Raw genomic sequence first — 15,926 nt, 5'->3', positions numbered from 1 at the left:
GAGGAGTCGTGGACCTCAACACCATCAGCTCGTATCGCCACGCGCACACACGCGACGACCTGGCGCTCGCGCCGGGCGAGCGGATCGTCGCGGGCGGAACATGGTTCTTCAGCGAGCCGCAGGTGGACGCGACCGGCGTCGTCGACATCACCGGGATGGGGTGGTCCGACGTCGAGGATCTGCCCGATGGCGGTCTTCGTGTCGCGGCCACCTGTCCGATCGCGACTCTCGCCTCGTTGCCCAAGCGGCCCGAGTGGCGCGCCCACCCCCTGTTCTTCCAGTGTGCGACAGCGTTGTTGGCGTCGTTCAAGATCTGGAACGTGGCCACCGTCGGTGGCAACATCTGCCGCTCGTTCGCGGCCGCGTCGATGGTGTCGTTGGCCGTCGCCCTCGATGCCGAGGCGCTGATCTGGCCCCCCGCCGGGGGTGAGCGCCGCGTGCCGGTGGCCGAACTGGTCACCGGCAACGGCACCAACACCCTGGGACCGGCAGAGGTGCTGCGCGCCATCGACTTTCCGGGTTATGCGCTGCGCGCCCGGACCGGTATGCGCAAAATCGCACTTGCCGAGCTCGGGCGCTCCGGTGCGGTGGTCACCGGGCGCGTCGACGAGGACGGCACCGCGGTGTTCGGCATCACCGCGGCCACCGGGTGGCCGACGGTGCTGCGCTACCCGACGCTGCCCGATGCGGAGGTACTGCGCGCCGACATCGACTCCGCGCCCGGCTATTACACCGATCCGCTCGGCTCTGCGGACTGGCGCCGCGCAGTCAGCGCGGTGCTCGCCGACGAGATCCGGGCAGAACTCGCCGCCGACCCCGGTCGGGGGTGGTGACCGTGCACATGGAGATCAACGGCGAATCCGTCGATACCCAGCCCCGTCCGGGCCAATGCCTACGAACGCTGTTGCGCGACAACGGTCATTTCGAGGTGAAGAAGGGCTGCGACGCCGGCGACTGCGGCGCATGCTCGGTGCTGGTCGACGGCACACCGGTGCACTCGTGCATCTTTCCGGCGGTGCGCGCCGACGGGGCGTCGGTGACGACGGTCTCGGGCCTGGGCACTCCAGGCGATCTGCATCCCATGCAGCAGTCCTTCGTCGACAACTTCGGGTTCCAGTGCGGTTTCTGCACCGCGGGGATGATCGTCACCGCGTCCACCCTCGAGGCCGCCGACCTCGACGACCTACCGCGGCGGATGAAGGGAAACCTGTGCCGCTGCACCGGCTATCGGGCCGTCGACGCCGCCATCCGGGACGGGGTGGCACGAGCCGAGCGCACCCATTGCCCGGACGCCACGACCCGCGCCGACTCCGCCGCGAGCTCGTGCGGCGTCGGAGCGTCCGCCAATCCCCTTGCCGCGCAGCGCGTCGTCACCGGCACCGAGCCCTACACCTTCGACATCGACGTACCCGGTAGCCAGTTCCTGCGCGTGCTCGGCTCCCCGCATCCACACGCCCGGATCACCGCCATCGACACCGCGGCGGCATCGTCGGTGCCCGGCGTCTCGCTCATCCTGACCCACGAGAATGTGAGCACCCGACGGTTCTCCACCGCCCGCCACGAGTCCCGCGACGACGATCCCGACGACACCCTGGTCCTCGACCCGGTCGTGCGATTCGTCGGTCAGCGCGTGGCCGCCGTCGTCGCCGACACCGCGGCGGCCGCCGAGGAGGCGTGTCGCCTCATCGAGGTGACCTACGAGCTGTTGCCCGCCGTGTTCGATCCGGAGGAAGCCCGGCTGCCGGGCGCGGCACTCGTGCACCCCGACCGCACTCCCGAGGATCGTGTCGTCGACGCCGACCGTAATCTGATCGCGGCATTCCACGAGGGATTCGGCGGTGATGTGGTTGCCGCACTGGAGGACTCGGCGGTGCGGGTCGGGGGTACATGGAAAACCGGGCGGGTGTCGCACGCCCAGTTGGAAACCCACGGAACCCTCGGCTGGGTCGATGACGACGGTCGTCTGGTGCTGCGAACCAGCACCCAGGTGCCGTTCCTGGTGCGCGACGAGCTCGCGTTGTTGCTCGAGTTGCCACCGGAGCGGATTCGGGTCTTCGCGGCGCGCGTCGGTGGCGGTTTCGGCGGCAAGCAGGAATTGCTCACCGAGGATATCGTCGCCCTGGCCGTCCTGCGCACCGGCCGACCGGTGGCCTATGAGATGACGCGCACCGAGGAGATGACGCGCACCACCTACCGGCATCCGTTCCGGGTGGGGGTGGAACTCGGCGCGGACGAGATGGGGCGACTGACCGCGATGAAGGTCGACGTCCTGTCCGACACCGGCGCGTACGGCAACCACGCGATCGGGGTGATGTTCCATGCGTGCGCCGAGTCGGTGTCGGTCTACAACTGCCCGGTGAAGCGGATCGATGCCGAGGTCGTCTACACCAACAATCCACCCTCGGGCGCGTTCCGTGGTTACGGGTTGGGACAGGTGATCTTCGCGATCGAGAGTGCAATGGACGAGTTGGCGCTGACGCTCGACATCGATCCGTTCGAGTTGCGCAGACGCAATGCGGTGGCCGACGGTGATCCATTGCTCATCGCCCACTCCGAGCCCGAAGACGACCTGGTGTACGGCAGCTACGGTCTCGACCAGTGCCTCGACCTCGCGCAGGCCGCCCTGGCACGCGGCAACGGTGTGGCCCCGCCGGCCGGCCCGCACTGGCGGGTCGGCGAGGGTATGGCGCTGGCCGCCATCGCGACGATGGCCCCCCGCGGGCATCATGCGACCGTCACGGTGGCCGTCGACGCCGACGGCACCTACCACATCGGCTCGGGCACAGCCGAATTCGGCAACGGCACCACCACCGTACAAGCCCAGATCGTGGCCAGCGCGATGTCGACCGAGTTGTCCCGGGTGTCGTTGCGCCACGGCGACACCGATGCCGCCGCCTACGACACCGGAGCGTTCGCCTCGGCCGGCACCACGGTGGCCGGCAAGGCCGTCCACGGCGCGGCCCTGCGGTTGCGCGAACTGCTGGTCGAGGCGGCCACGACGCTGTCGGGACGCGATGCCGCCGACGTGCGCCTGTGCCCGGACGGAGCACTCGTCGATGCCACGGTGATCGGTTTCGGCGATCTGATCGCTGCTGTCGACGCCGAGCACCGGCAGGAGTCAGCGACCGGACCGCGCGTCGTGGCGACCGGCATCGAACGGGGCGATCTGCGCTCGATCGCGTTCAACGTCCAGGCTTTTCGGGTCGCGGTGAACACCGAGACCGGTGCGGTGGCGATCCTGCAGTCGGTGCACGCCGCCGACGCGGGCACGGTGATGAATCCCCAGCAATGTCTCGGCCAGGTGGAAGGCGGTGTGGCGCAAGGCATCGGCTCGGCGCTGTACGAGGAGATCATGCTCGACGGCAAGGGCGTACCGCTGACACCGGTTCTGCGGACCTATCGGGTACCGCAGATGGCCGACATCCCGGTCACCGAGGTGATGTTCGCCGAGACCTCCGACCGCCTCGGACCCTACGGCGCGAAGTCGATGAGCGAATCGCCGTTCAACCCGGTGGCGGCAGCTCTGGCCAATGCCATTCGGCGCGCCATCGGCACCCGTCCGTACGAGACCCCCATGTCCCGTGACCGGATCTGGCGACTCGGCCGGACATGAGTTTTCGGCTACCCGAACTTTTTGTTTCGCACGACTTGATCACTGGCCGCCGGTGTGCCACATTGAGCTGGTGAGCCAGGTGGACACCCGCGAGAGCGGATCGGAGGCCGGATCGACGCGCGGCCGCATACACGGCCGCCGGATGCGCTCGTTGCGTCACGTGGCGCTGTTCGGCCCGGCCTTCGTCGCAGCCATCGCCTACGTCGATCCCGGCAACGTCGCCGCCAACATCACCGCGGGCGCGCGCTACGGCTTCCTGCTGGTGTGGGTGCTCGTCGTCGCCAATCTCATCGCGATGCTCATCCAGTATCAGTCGGCCAAACTCGGCATCGTCACCGGCCGCAGCCTGCCCGGTCTCCTCGGAGAGCGGCTGAGTCGCCGCAAACGCCAAGCATTCTGGGTTCAGGCCGAGGTGGTGGCGATCGCCACCGACCTCGCCGAGGTCCTCGGCGGCGCGATAGCCCTGCAGTTGCTGTTCGACCTGCCCCTCGTCCTGGGTGGGGTGATCGTGGGCATCATCTCGACGCTGATGTTGTTGCTGCAGAACCCTCGCCGCCAACGCGTCTTCGAGACGGTGATCGTGGGCATGCTGGCCATCATCGTGGTCGGCTTCCTCGCGGGGCTCGTGGTGAACCCGCCGACCGCCGGCGATGTGCTCGGCGGGATGATCCCCCGTCTCGAGGGACCCGAGACGGTGTTACTCGCGGCATCGATGCTGGGTGCGACGGTCATGCCGCACGCCATCTATGTCCATTCGGCGCTGGTCATCGATCGCCACGGGGTCACCGAAAGTCTGCCCCGGCGACGCAAACTCGTCCGCGTGACCCGGTGGGATGTGGTGATCGCCCTGACCGTCGCCGGCGCCGTCAACATCGCCTTGCTGCTCCTGGCCGCGGAGAACCTGCTGGGCAAGCAGGGCACCGACACCATCGAGGGCGCCTACCATGCCGTGGCCGACTCGATGGGGCCGGCGATGGCGACCATCTTCGCGATCGGTCTGCTCGCGAGCGGCCTGGCCGCCACCTCGGTGGGATCGTCGGCGGGTGCGGCGATCATGGCCGGGCTTCTGCACAAGCGGGTGCCGCTGCTGGTTCGCCGACTGGTCACGCTGATCCCCGCCCTGGTCGTTCTCGCTGTCGGGGTCGATCCCACATGGGCACTGGTGCTCTCACAGGTGGTGCTGAGCTTCGGCATCCCGTTCGCGATCATCCCGCTGGGCCGGCTGACGTCCGACCGCTCGATCATGGGCGAGTTCGCCGACGGCTGGCCGCTGCGCATCCTGGCAACCGTTGCGTCGGCAATGATCGTGCTACTCAACATCGCGTTGATCGTGCTGGTGTTCACCGGCGCGTGAGGTGACCGAGAACGACTCGCAGTACCACACGGATCGTCTCGGTCCACCGATCGCCGGGGCGATTCGCGGCCGACGGCGTCGAACCCCCGGAGGTATCCCGGTGGCCCGTCCACCGCCCTTCAGGCCAGGAGCCCCTTGGCGACGTGGGTCACCTGGATCTCGTTGCTGCCGGCATAGATCATCAGCGACTTGGCATCGCGCGCAAGTTGTTCGACGCGGTACTCGGCCATGTAACCGTTGCCGCCGAAGAGCTGCACGGCCTCCATCGCGACATCGGTGGCCGCCTTCGACGAGTAGAGCTTCATCGCCGACGCCTCGGCCAGACTCAGCGGCTTACCGGCCTTGGCCCGCTCGATCGCACTGAAGAGCATGTTCTGCACGTTGATCCGCGCCACCTCCATCTCGGCGAGTTTGAGCTGGATCAGCTGGAAGCGCCCGATCTCCTGGCCCCACAGCTTGCGGTTCTTCGCGTAATCGACACTCAGGCGCAGACATTCGTTGATGATGCCCATCGACAGCGCCGCGATCCCGATACGCTCGGCGGTGAAACCGGATTTCGCCCCCTCGGCGCCGCGCGCGTCGGACCCGGTGTCCTCGGTCTCGCCGAGCAGCCGGTCCCGACCGAGGCGGACGTTGTCGAAGAACAGCTCGCCGGTGGGCGAACTCATCATGCCCATCTTCTTGAACGCCTTGCCCTGGGTGAGTCCGGGCATCCCCTTGTCCAGAACGAACGAGAGCACCTTGCGATCGCGCATGGGGGTATCCGAGCCGTCGTCGAGTTTGGCGAAGACCACGATGGTGTCGGCGTACGGGCCGTTGGTGATGAACGTCTTCTGTCCGTTCAACAGATACTCGTCACCATCGCGGCGCACGGTGGTCTTCATGCCGCCAAGGGCGTCGGAGCCGGAGTCGGGTTCGGTGATCGCCCAGGCCCCGACCTTTTCCATGGTGACCAGCTCGGGCAGCCACCGCTTCTTCTGCGCGAGGGTGCCCTTACCCCGGATCGCCGACGCCGTCAGGCCCATGCTGACGCCCATCGAGCCGACCAGACCGAGACAGACCCCGGCCAGTTCGATGTTGACGATCATGAACATCGACCCGGCCATGCCGGCTCCGCCGCCGCCCGCAGGCTTCTCGCCGGCCGCCTCGGCCTCGAGTTCCTTCTCCAGCGCGTCCTTGGCCATGGCGTCGACACCGAAGGTGGACAACAGTTTTCGGGTGATGTCGTAGGGCGGGAGCTGGCCGGTCTCGAGCTCGTCGATGTGCGGCCGGATCTCCTTGTCGATGAACGCCCGCAAGGCGTCGCGCACCATCAGATCTTCATCGGACCACTCGAACATCGACACCTCGCAGAATCATCGGACAGCGCCCGTCGGCTGCCATGAGAACTTGTTTCAGTCCAACTGTGTCAGTCGTCACGATCAGCGTCAAGACACAGAAAGGCACAATTGTGTCTTCATGGGCCAGACAGTCGGGTAAGGACAATCGGCTCAATACGGACACGCGCTTGACCTGCGCTTTCGCAACTGGTCTGCTTATGACAGACGGCGTATGGAACCCGGTGCGATTCCGGGACGGTTGCGCCACTGTGAACTCGCGCCCGCGGGTCAGTCAGACACGTCGCCGTCGAGCCATAGCCCGACAACCGGGGCGCGTCACCCCGAGGAGGTCCCGATGAGTACCCATGTCGCCACGCCGCAGCCCGGTGTCGCCGTCTCCCCCGAAGCCCTGTCGCGCACGCGCGTAGCGCTGATCTTGGGGATCACCGTCCTGTTGGCCCTGCTCGCCTACTACTTCATCGGTGTCGACGAAGGCATGACCTCGGTATTCGGGCACACCATGGTCGTGCACGAGTGGGTTCATGACGCTCGCCACTTCCTCGGCTTCCCCTGCCACTGAGCCGGATTCATGACCGAACTCCGCGTCATCGGGCGCGGAGCCCTCGCCGGACTGATCGCCGGCATCCTGGGCTTCGTCTTTGCTCGTGTCTTCGCCGAACCCGTCATCAACAAGGCCATCGACTACGAATCAGGCCGCGACGACGTCCTCAACGCACTCAACCAGGCAGCCGGTCGGGCGACCGAACCCGATGGTCCGGAGATCTTCAGCCGGACGATCCAGTCGACCGTCGGCATCGCCACCGGCATCATCGGCTTCTCGGTCGCGATGGGCGCTCTGGTGGCCGTCGCCTACCTGATCCTCATGGGCCGGACCGCACTGCGCGCGCAGTATCTGTCCTGGCTCATCGCAGGCTTCGGCTTTCTCGGTATCTACCTGCTGCCGTTCGTGAAGTACCCGGCCAATCCACCGGCGATCGGGCACACCTTCACGATCGAAACCCGCGGTCAGCTCTACCTCGCAATGGTCGCGATCTCACTCGTCCTACTCGGTCTCGCGGTCTACGTCGTACATCGTCTGCATTCCCGGATCGGTACGCAACGCGCGATCCTCGTGGCCGGAGTCGGCTTCCTCATACTGTTCGGCATCGTTCTGGCCGTGCTGCCGTCTCTCGGTGACCTGTCGGCAAACGTCGACCACACCAGCGAGTTCGGCTTCGCACGCGCCGCCACCGAGACACCGCAACCCATCACCAACATCCTCGATCGCCCACTCACGATCGACGGAAGGGTCTATGCGCCAGGGCAGATCGTCTATCCGGGCTTCGACGCCGACGTCCTCTGGAAGTTCCGGTGGTATTCGATCCTGAACCAGGCTCTGGTGTGGTTGGTCATCGGAATGGTCTTCGGTGCCCTGATGAACCGGATGCATCCGTCGACCCCACAGACCATCGGCGAGCAGGCTACGCTCGTCCGGCAGTGACCTCCTCCCTCGACGACCTCGGCCCCTTTTTCGGAGTCGCCACGCACGCCCGCGGGCAGCGGGGTGATGCACCGTGGCTCACGATGGCCGACCTACTCGAGGACGCGCGCATGCTGGAGTCGCGCGTGGACCGTGTGCGTGCCGCACTCGGGGTGGGCGGCACGTCACGTGTCGAGCAGAGGGTGGCTGCGTCGGTCACCCACCTCGGGCTCGTCGCTCGTCTCATCGCTCCGATGATCGCTGTGGAGGCGCTCGACGAACCGCCGATATCGTTCACGGCCGCGGACCTCTGGTGGCAGGACGAATTGGGTGGGCCCTATCCGCTCTCGGTCACCACCGCGGCGACCGACGCCCGGCCCAACCTGGCCGACGGGATCATCGGCGCACTCACCGACGCCGTCGGCGACGCATTCGGGGTGAGTGGGCGAACGCTGTGGGGCAACGTCGCCTCGGCGACCAACAGCGCCGCCAGACTCATCGCGACGGCGCGCCCCGAACACGGCGATCTCGCCGTCGCCGCGGCCGACCGTGTTCTCGCCGAGCCCCATGTCGAGGACGGGCGGTTACGCGCGGGACCGGGATTCCGCCGGCGCAGTTGCTGTTTGATCTATCGGGTCAGCGGCGATCGGGGCGCCGTCTGCGGCGACTGCGTACTCATCTGACCCACCCACCTTCTCGGCAGACCCCACGAACGCACCACGTCCGCCCCACGATCGTGCAGGGCGGACGTGGAGCAGCGATCAGTTACTGTGTGCCGCGGCCGGTGTCGTCGCCCGGCGCGCAGGATCAGAACGGCTGAGCCAGGTCATGATTCCCGCGAAGGTCGTGGTCAGAACGGTCCAAAGGATCACCTGGTTGGCGATCACATACACCCGGAAGTCGCCGATCACCGCGCCCGGGAATCCGGGGAAGACGATCGCGTCGCCGTTCATGACCGGGTCGGGAACCTCATGGAACTCGGGCAGCAGCGCGATCGCAATGGTCACGACCACCAGGTAACCGACGGCGGCGACCACCGAGGCCGCGAGCCCTCCCCAGCGTTGCCGGAGCCACAGCGCCACAACGACCGCCGCGATCACCGCGACCACCGAGATGACCGTGAGGGTGAGGTACGCCGTCGATCGCGCACCGATGGTGTCGTCGTCGCCGACGGCCGGCGGGTTGGCCGGGTATGCGAAGAACGGCACCCCGAAGACCGCGACGAAGCCGAGGAGCCCGATCAGGGCCGCCGCCCAGCGTGGGTCGGCTCCGGCGCGGTGATGCGCCAGGTAGGTCCACAGAACCGTGAACGCGATTGCGAAGAACGCGCCCATCGACACCGCGAAAACGATGGTCCCCACGCCCGCACCGATGTTCTCCTGCACCGAGCGGGTGAACACCTCGGCGCCGTGCTCGTGGCCGCCGTGCCCATGCGCGGTCATCAGAGCCTCTTCGGCCTCGCTGCGTCCGTCCTCGTAGTCGATGGCCTTGGCCACCTGCGGCTCGATGAAGATCCGAGCGAAGACGTAGGCGACGATCCCGGCGACGAGTCCCGACAGCAGACCGGCGCCGATGAATTTCTTTTCCATGTTCGGTTGTCTCCCGTGCTCGTTCGATCAGTGGCAGGGGAAGCCGAGGAAGTGCCGGGAGTCATGCACGAATTCGTGGATGTGGGTGTCGTTGCCGAACACCGACCAGGCACCTTGGTCGTATCCGATGAAGTAGTAGGCCATTGCGGCGAGGATGAAGGTGGCGGTCAGCCACAGGGCTGCCGACGCGACGGAGAGGTCGGGTACCGCGAGGGCCCGTGCCTTGTTCTGGTGGGTGGTTGCAACCATCGGAGGTCCTTTCGTGGGATGACGCGTCCCAGCGCTTGTCGGATCGATGCTCGGCGGAATCCTGACTCGTCGGGCGGGGTGACTCCCCGGCCCGGCTCACAGTGGCGCGACCGTCCCGGACTCACACCGGGTTTCCGTCAGCATCTGGCGAGAACTCTATACCCGACAAATGTGACCGGCGCGACCCATCGGACAAAACGAGCAGAACAACCGTCGCGGCGTTTTGTCGGAGGCAACATGGATGATGGGTGAATGGCTGCGCCGTCGGTTCTCGATCGCTTCACCGCCCCCACGCGGCGGTGGTTCAGCGGCACCTTCGCCGAGCCGACCGCCGCTCAGACCGGGGCGTGGTCCTCGATCGCCGACGGCAACCACACGCTGGTCATCGCCCCCACCGGTTCGGGCAAGACCCTCTCGGCATTCTTGTGGGCCCTCGACCGGCTCGCGGCGCGCCCGGATCGGGCACGCGGCACCCGAGTCGTCTACATCTCACCGCTCAAGGCCCTCGCCGTCGACGTCGAACGCAACCTGCGTGCACCGCTGACCGGCATCACCCGCGCGGCGCAGGAACTCGGCGATCCCGAGCCGGCGATCACCGTCGGCCTGCGATCCGGGGACACGCCCGCCGCGACCCGCCGCAGCCTGGTCCGCACACCCCCGGACATCCTCATCACCACCCCGGAGTCGCTGTACCTGATGCTGACGTCATCGGCGCGGGAGACACTGACCGGCGTCGAGGCCGTGATCATCGACGAGGTCCACGCGGTGGCCGGCACCAAACGCGGCACCCATCTGGCGCTGTCCCTCGAGCGTCTCGACGAGTTGTTGGAAACACCTGCACAGCGCATCGGATTGTCGGCGACCGTCCGCCCACCCGAGGTGGTCGCGGGCTTCCTGGCCGGTGCCGCGCCGTGCACGATCGTGCGTCCACCCGCGAGCAAGACGTTCGATCTTCGCGTCGACGTGCCCGTGGAAGACATGGCCAACATCCCGCCGCCACCGGACGCACCCGGTTCCGAGGATCTCGACGACGCGTTCTCCCCGACCGCGGGATCGCTGTGGCCCTACGTCGAATCGGCGATCGTCGATCTCATCGATGCCAATCGCACGACCATCGTGTTCGCCAACTCCCGTCGCCTCGCCGAGCGACTGACCGCACGGCTCAACGAGATCGCCGAATCCCGCATCGCGCCCCCCGCGGTGACCGCTGCGGCCAACCCGCGGGTCGCCGGGGGCGCTCCGGCGATGGTGATGGGTAGCGGAGCGTCCTCGGCGGCCACGACCCTACTGGCCCGGGCACACCACGGGTCGGTCAGCAAGGAGCAGCGCGCCGAAATCGAGGACGAACTCAAGACCGGCCGGTTGCGATGTGTGGTGGCCACCAGCTCCCTCGAGCTCGGAATCGACATGGGCGCAGTAGATCTCGTCGTCCAGGTCGAAGCGCCGCCGTCGGTGGCCAGTGGTCTGCAACGCATCGGCCGAGCCGGGCATCAGGTCGGCGAGATCAGTCAGGGCGTACTGTTCCCCAAACACCGCACCGACCTCATTCATTGCACCGTCGCGGTATCGCGCATGCGGGAGGGTGAGATCGAGGAGCTGCGGGTACCCACCAACCCCCTCGACGTCCTGGCCCAACAGACGATCGCCGCAGCCTCCATCGACGAGCTCCACGTCGACGAGTGGTTCGAGGTAGTGCGCCGCAGTGCACCGTATCGGGAGCTCGGCCGCGGCGTGTACGAGGCCACCCTCGATCTCATCTCCGGACGATTCCCGTCCGACGAATTCGCCGAACTGCGTCCGCGCGTCACCTGGGACCGAGAACGCAACGTGCTCATCGGACGCCGCGGCGCCCAGCGGCTCGCCGTCACCTCCGGTGGCACAATTCCGGACCGTGGCCTGTTCGGTGTGTTCATGGTCGGCGAGAAACAGACGCGCGTCGGCGAACTCGACGAGGAGATGGTCTACGAATCACGCGTCGGCGACGTCTTCGCGCTCGGAGCCACCAGCTGGCGGATCGAGGACATCACCCACGATCGGGTGCTGGTCACGCCGGCGTTCGGGCAGCCGGGACGCCTGCCGTTCTGGATCGGTGACGCGGTGGGCCGGCCGGCCGAACTCGGGGCCGCCATCGGCCGGTTCACCGGTGAGATCGCCGACCGCGCCGAACTCGATCGCCGCGCCGACGAGCTCGGCCTGACCACCTACGCCCGCGACAACCTCGGTGCGCTCATCGCCGAACAGCGCGACGCCACCACCCATCTGCCCACCGACCGCACGCTGGTCGTCGAGCGGTTCCGCGACGAACTCGGCGACTGGCGGCTGATCCTGCACTCCCCGTATGGGTTACGAGTTCATGCGCCATGGGCGTCGGCCATCTCAGCGCGCCTGAAGACGACGCTCGGTCTCGACGGCGCCGTCACGGCCTCCGACGACGGCATCATCGTGCGACTCCCCGACACCGACGACAACCCGCCGGGCGCTGCGGTCTTCACCATCGACCCCGACGACATCGAGCAACTCGTCACCGATGCGCTCGCCGAGTCGTCGATGTTCGCCTCGCGATTCCGTGAATGCGCCGCCCGCGCATTGCTGTTACCGCGTCGCGATCCCGGTCGGCGTGCCCCCCTGTGGCAACAGCGTCAGCGCAGTGCCCAATTGCTGGCCGTGGCCTCGCAATTCCCGGACTTTCCGATCGTGCTCGAAGCCGTCCGGGAGTGCCTGCAAGATGTCTACGACCTGCCCGCGCTGATCGATCTGCTGCGCAGTGTGGCCACCCGCCGGGTGCGGGTCGTCGAGACCGAGACGGAGTCACCCTCGCCGTTCGCGGCATCGTTGCTCTTCGGCTACGTCGGTGCCTTCATGTACAACGACGACGCGCCGATCGCCGAAAGGCGGTCCGCGGCACTGTCTCTCGACACCGCTCTGCTCGCCCAACTCCTCGGCCGTGTCGATCTGCGCGAACTCCTCGACCCCGCGGTGATCACGGAGGTGACCAACCGCCTCCAACGATTCGAGCCGTCGAGGCAGGCCCGCGATGCCCAGGACGTGGTCGATCTGTTGCGCTGGCTCGGGCCGCTGACCACCGAGGAGGTCGACGCCCGATACCGCGGCGACGATCCCGATGCCGTATCCGCCGGTGCCCAACCGGTCGATGCGGCAACGGTTCTCGCTGCTCTGCATCGCGACGGGACGATCATCTCGGTGAGTCAGCGGGGGCGCGCGCTCTGGGCCGCGATCGAGGACACCGCGCGGCTCCGTGATGCGTTGGGCGTACCCGCACCGCTCGGGGTGCCCGCAGCGTTCCTCGAACCGGTCGCCGACCCGGTCGGCGACCTCGTACACCGTTACGCCCGTACCCACGGCCCGTTCACCGTCGACGAGGCAGCCGATTCGCTCGGGCTCGGCGTCGCCGTCATCCGCGACGTGCTGGTACGGATGGCCGGCGAACGCAAGGTGATCGAGGGCGACTTCCTGCCCGAGGCAACCGGTACCCAGTGGTGTCACAGCGACGTGCTCGGGCAGATCCGGCGCGGGTCGCTCGCCGCGAGCCGCGCCGAGATCGAGCCGGTCGACGACGCCACCCTGTCACGCTTTCTCATGGGATGGCAGCACGTCACACCCCGCACGGCCGGCCGTGGCGACCACGACGATCGGCTGACGGGGGTGGACGGGGTGTCGGTGGCGATCGATCAGCTTGCCGGACTACCGCTTCCGGCGTCGGCATGGGAATCCTTGATCCTGCCGTCGCGCGTCGCCGACTACAGCCCCGCCATGCTCGACGAGCTCCTCGGTTCCGGTGAGGTGGTCTGGTCGGGCGCGGGGCGGATCGGCGGTGCGGACGGTTGGATCCGGTTGTGCCCGGCCGATCTCACCGAGGTGCTGCTGCCCGAGCCCGACGAGATCGACACGACCGAGGTGCATCGCCGACTGCTGGAGACATTCACCGGTTCCGGCGGCTTGCGCTTCGCGCAGTTCGTGGGCGACTTCGCCGACCTCGACGCACCGGCCACCGCATCGATGACCGCGATCACCGCGGAAGTGGAATCAGGACTGTGGGACCTGGTCTGGTCGGGTCGTCTGTCGAACGACTCGTTCGCGCCGGTCCGGGCCCTGCTCACGCCACGATCGTCCGGCGGATCCCGCACGGCCCCGGCACACCGATCTCGTGCCCGCGCGCCCCGGCTGCGCTCGTCGCGACTCACGACCCGCCATCTGATCTCGACGACTCCGCCGGTATCGACCCCGCCGACCGTGGCGGGGCGCTGGTTCACCCTGCCCGGTCGCGCCACGGACCCGACCGTGTCCACCCAGGTTCTCTGCGATCAACTGCTCACCCGGTACGGCGTGGTGACCCGCGGCGCGGTGGTCGCCGAAGGTGTGGTCGGCGGATTCGCACGGATCTACAAGGCCCTCAACATCTTCGAGGACAACGGATTCGTCCGCCGCGGGTACTACGTCGACGGACTCGGCGGAGCGCAGTTCGCCGCCCCGGCGACCGTCGACGAGTTGCGCCGACACACCCTCGATCATCGGGACACGTCCACGCACACCGCAGTCGTCCTCGCCGCCACCGATCCGGCGAATCCCTACGGTGCCGCTCTGTCGTGGCCCGACCGCCCCGAGAGCGGTCATCGGCCCGGGCGTAAGCCTGGTGCGCTGGTGGTATTGGTGGACGGCGTTCTCACGATCTACGTCGAGCGCGGCGGGAAGACCGTCCTGACCTTCGAGGACAGCGAGAGTGTATTGCGTTCGGCAGCAACGGCTCTGGCCGGAGTCGTGCACGACGGCCGGGTGTCGCGGCTGGCGATCGATCAGATCGACGGCGCCGAATCGTTGCGGTCCGACCTCGCTGCCATCCTCGTCGACGCCGGCTTCTCGACCACACCACGCGGTCTACGCCTACGGTACGGACACCATGCCCGAAGGTGACACCGTCTTTCGTGCCGCCGCGCGTCTGCGCGGCGCCCTCGCCGGAAAGGTACTCACCCACACCGACTTCCGGGTTCCTCGGCTGGCGACCCGGGATCTGTCCGGTGGCGTGGTCACCGGCGTTCGCTCGCGTGGCAAGCACCTGTTGATCGACGTGTCCCGCGACGACCTGGACGTTCCCGTCAGCATCCACTCGCACCTCAAGATGGAGGGGATCTGGGATGTGCACGCCCGTGGCGCGAAATGGCGTCGGCCCGGCCATGAGGCACGGGTCGTGTTGCGCACCGAGACCACCGAAGCAGTCGGCTTCTCGCTCGGCATCCTCGAACTCCTCACCACGCCGGAGTCCGACCTCGCCTACCTCGGCCCCGATCTGCTCGGCGCGGAGTGGGATGCCGCCGAAGCCGTACGCCGCATCGAAGCACACCCCGACACACCCATCGGCCTCGCACTACTGGACCAACACCTGTTGGCCGGCGTCGGCAACGAGTATCGCTGCGAATTGTGTTTCCTCCGAGGCGTTCTCCCCGAACGTCCGGTCGCCGAGGTCGACGTTCCCGCGATGGTCGATCTCGCCCATCGCGTCCTCTGGGCCAACCGGATGCGCACCGCGCGAACCACCACCGGCGCCACCGGTCCACACGCCCGGGTCTACGTCTACGGCCGACGCGGTCGCCCGTGCCGCCGATGCGGAACCCTCATCCGCCGCGGCTTCCTCGGCCCTCCCGGCGAGGACCGGGTCATCTACTGGTGCCCCTACTGCCAGTCCTGACCGTCGTTCCACCGAGGACTCTCGCCACTCAATGACCCGGCTATCCCCCTGACGTCGGTGCGCCGCTCCCGACGTCGGTGCGCCCTCCCCGATGGTCGCGCAATCCGCCCTACCCGACCGTAGAGACCTCTTCCCCCGGTGGTCGAGCAACCAGCCCTACCCGACCGTAGAGACCTCTTCCCTCGGTGGTCGAGGTGCACGGCGCCCCAGGCGCCGGGCCTCGAGACCCGGTGAGACAACACGCCTCCCAACCACATCCACCGTCCCACGACCCGAACGCCACCCGAACTCGCACACGCCCGCGCTGCACCAGCCGCGTCTGCACATTGGAGCCGCGGACGCAGTGCTCCCGACCGTCTAGGCAGGTTCCCCGATCGACGAGCACCCCACCCGATGGCCGAACAACCCACCGCGCCCGATGGCCGGGCCTCGAGACCCGGCGAGAGAACAAGCTCCACAACCACATCGAACGCATGGCAAACGAAAACCGCACCCCTACCACACCCCACCGACAGAAAATCGGCGCCGAAATACATTGTCCACAAGCAGAATTGATCAAAATACCTCTTGCGTCGAACACACTGGGCTCTACTGACTATTGAGTGGGTCAATTTCTTTGCG

The 15,926-nt window shown here is 67.5% G+C and carries 11 protein-coding genes and 2 riboswitches; of the genes, 8 read left to right on the top strand and 3 right to left on the bottom strand.

Features of this window, described 5'->3' with window-relative positions:
• Nucleotides 1–8: 8 nt before the first annotated feature.
• The 3 genes from P3L18_RS24095 to P3L18_RS24085 all read left to right on the top strand — a co-directional run bounded on the left by P3L18_RS24095 (nt 9) and on the right by P3L18_RS24085 (nt 4,967).
• A complete protein-coding gene (locus P3L18_RS24095; RefSeq protein WP_276115494.1) occupies nt 9–833 on the top strand; it encodes an FAD binding domain-containing protein in 825 nt (274 codons plus the stop codon).
• Nucleotides 834–835: 2 nt separating this feature from the next.
• Nucleotides 836–3,613 (top strand): molybdopterin cofactor-binding domain-containing protein, encoded by a 2,778-nt coding sequence (locus P3L18_RS24090; RefSeq protein ID WP_276115521.1) that lies wholly within the window; start codon nt 836–838, stop codon nt 3,611–3,613.
• Nucleotides 3,614–3,683: 70 nt separating this feature from the next.
• Nucleotides 3,684–4,967 (top strand): Nramp family divalent metal transporter, encoded by a 1,284-nt coding sequence (locus P3L18_RS24085; protein ID WP_276115493.1) that lies wholly within the window; start codon nt 3,684–3,686, stop codon nt 4,965–4,967.
• A gap of 119 nt (nt 4,968–5,086) precedes the next feature.
• Here the strand turns inward: P3L18_RS24085 and P3L18_RS24080 are convergent, their stop codons facing one another.
• Nucleotides 5,087–6,307, bottom strand: a complete 1,221-nt coding sequence (locus P3L18_RS24080) for an acyl-CoA dehydrogenase family protein (protein WP_006367475.1) — start codon at nt 6,305–6,307, stop codon at nt 5,087–5,089.
• Between the two features lie 170 nt (nt 6,308–6,477).
• Nucleotides 6,478–6,610, top strand: a riboswitch (cobalamin riboswitch).
• Between the two features lie 31 nt (nt 6,611–6,641).
• Here P3L18_RS24080 and P3L18_RS24075 point away from each other — a divergent pair.
• The 3 genes from P3L18_RS24075 to P3L18_RS24065 are packed head-to-tail and all read left to right on the top strand — an operon-like array spanning nt 6,642 to nt 8,449.
• A complete protein-coding gene (locus P3L18_RS24075; RefSeq protein WP_014359555.1) occupies nt 6,642–6,866 on the top strand; it encodes a CbtB-domain containing protein in 225 nt (74 codons plus the stop codon).
• Nucleotides 6,867–6,875: 9 nt separating this feature from the next.
• Entirely contained in the window at nt 6,876–7,787 is a 912-nt protein-coding gene (locus P3L18_RS24070) for a CbtA family protein (RefSeq protein ID WP_006367477.1), read from the top strand.
• Complete coding sequence (locus P3L18_RS24065) at nt 7,784–8,449, top strand: (2Fe-2S)-binding protein (RefSeq protein ID WP_006367478.1); 666 nt, start codon at nt 7,784–7,786, stop codon at nt 8,447–8,449. The genes P3L18_RS24070 and P3L18_RS24065 overlap by 4 nt, the downstream gene beginning before the upstream one ends.
• Nucleotides 8,450–8,527: 78 nt before the next feature.
• Here the strand turns inward: P3L18_RS24065 and P3L18_RS24060 are convergent, their stop codons facing one another.
• Both P3L18_RS24060 and P3L18_RS24055 read right to left on the bottom strand, forming a co-directional pair.
• On the bottom strand, nt 8,528–9,355 hold the full coding sequence (locus P3L18_RS24060; RefSeq protein ID WP_079929273.1) for a CbtA family protein: 828 nt from the start codon (nt 9,353–9,355) through the stop codon (nt 8,528–8,530).
• A 27-nt stretch (nt 9,356–9,382) separates the two neighbouring features.
• Entirely contained in the window at nt 9,383–9,604 is a 222-nt protein-coding gene (locus tag P3L18_RS24055; RefSeq protein WP_014359551.1) for a CbtB-domain containing protein, read from the bottom strand.
• A gap of 33 nt (nt 9,605–9,637) precedes the next feature.
• Nucleotides 9,638–9,772: riboswitch (cobalamin riboswitch) on the bottom strand.
• 84 nt (nt 9,773–9,856) lie between these two features.
• On the opposite strand from P3L18_RS24055, the gene P3L18_RS24050 reads away from it, so the two are divergent.
• Both P3L18_RS24050 and P3L18_RS24045 read left to right on the top strand, forming a co-directional pair.
• The gene (locus P3L18_RS24050; protein WP_276115492.1) at nt 9,857–14,533 is read left to right on the top strand and encodes an ATP-dependent helicase; all 4,677 of its coding nucleotides are present in this window, start codon (nt 9,857–9,859) and stop codon (nt 14,531–14,533) included.
• On the top strand, nt 14,520–15,305 hold the full coding sequence (locus P3L18_RS24045; protein ID WP_079929271.1) for a DNA-formamidopyrimidine glycosylase family protein: 786 nt from the start codon (nt 14,520–14,522) through the stop codon (nt 15,303–15,305). Before P3L18_RS24050 ends, P3L18_RS24045 begins: the two co-directional genes overlap by 14 nt.
• Nucleotides 15,306–15,926: the final 621 nt, after the last annotated feature.

Source organism: Gordonia sp. N1V, assembly GCF_029269935.1.
Lineage (GTDB): Bacteria > Actinomycetota > Actinomycetes > Mycobacteriales > Mycobacteriaceae > Gordonia > Gordonia polyisoprenivorans.
This window is presented reverse-complemented; position numbering and strand designations above follow the sequence as displayed.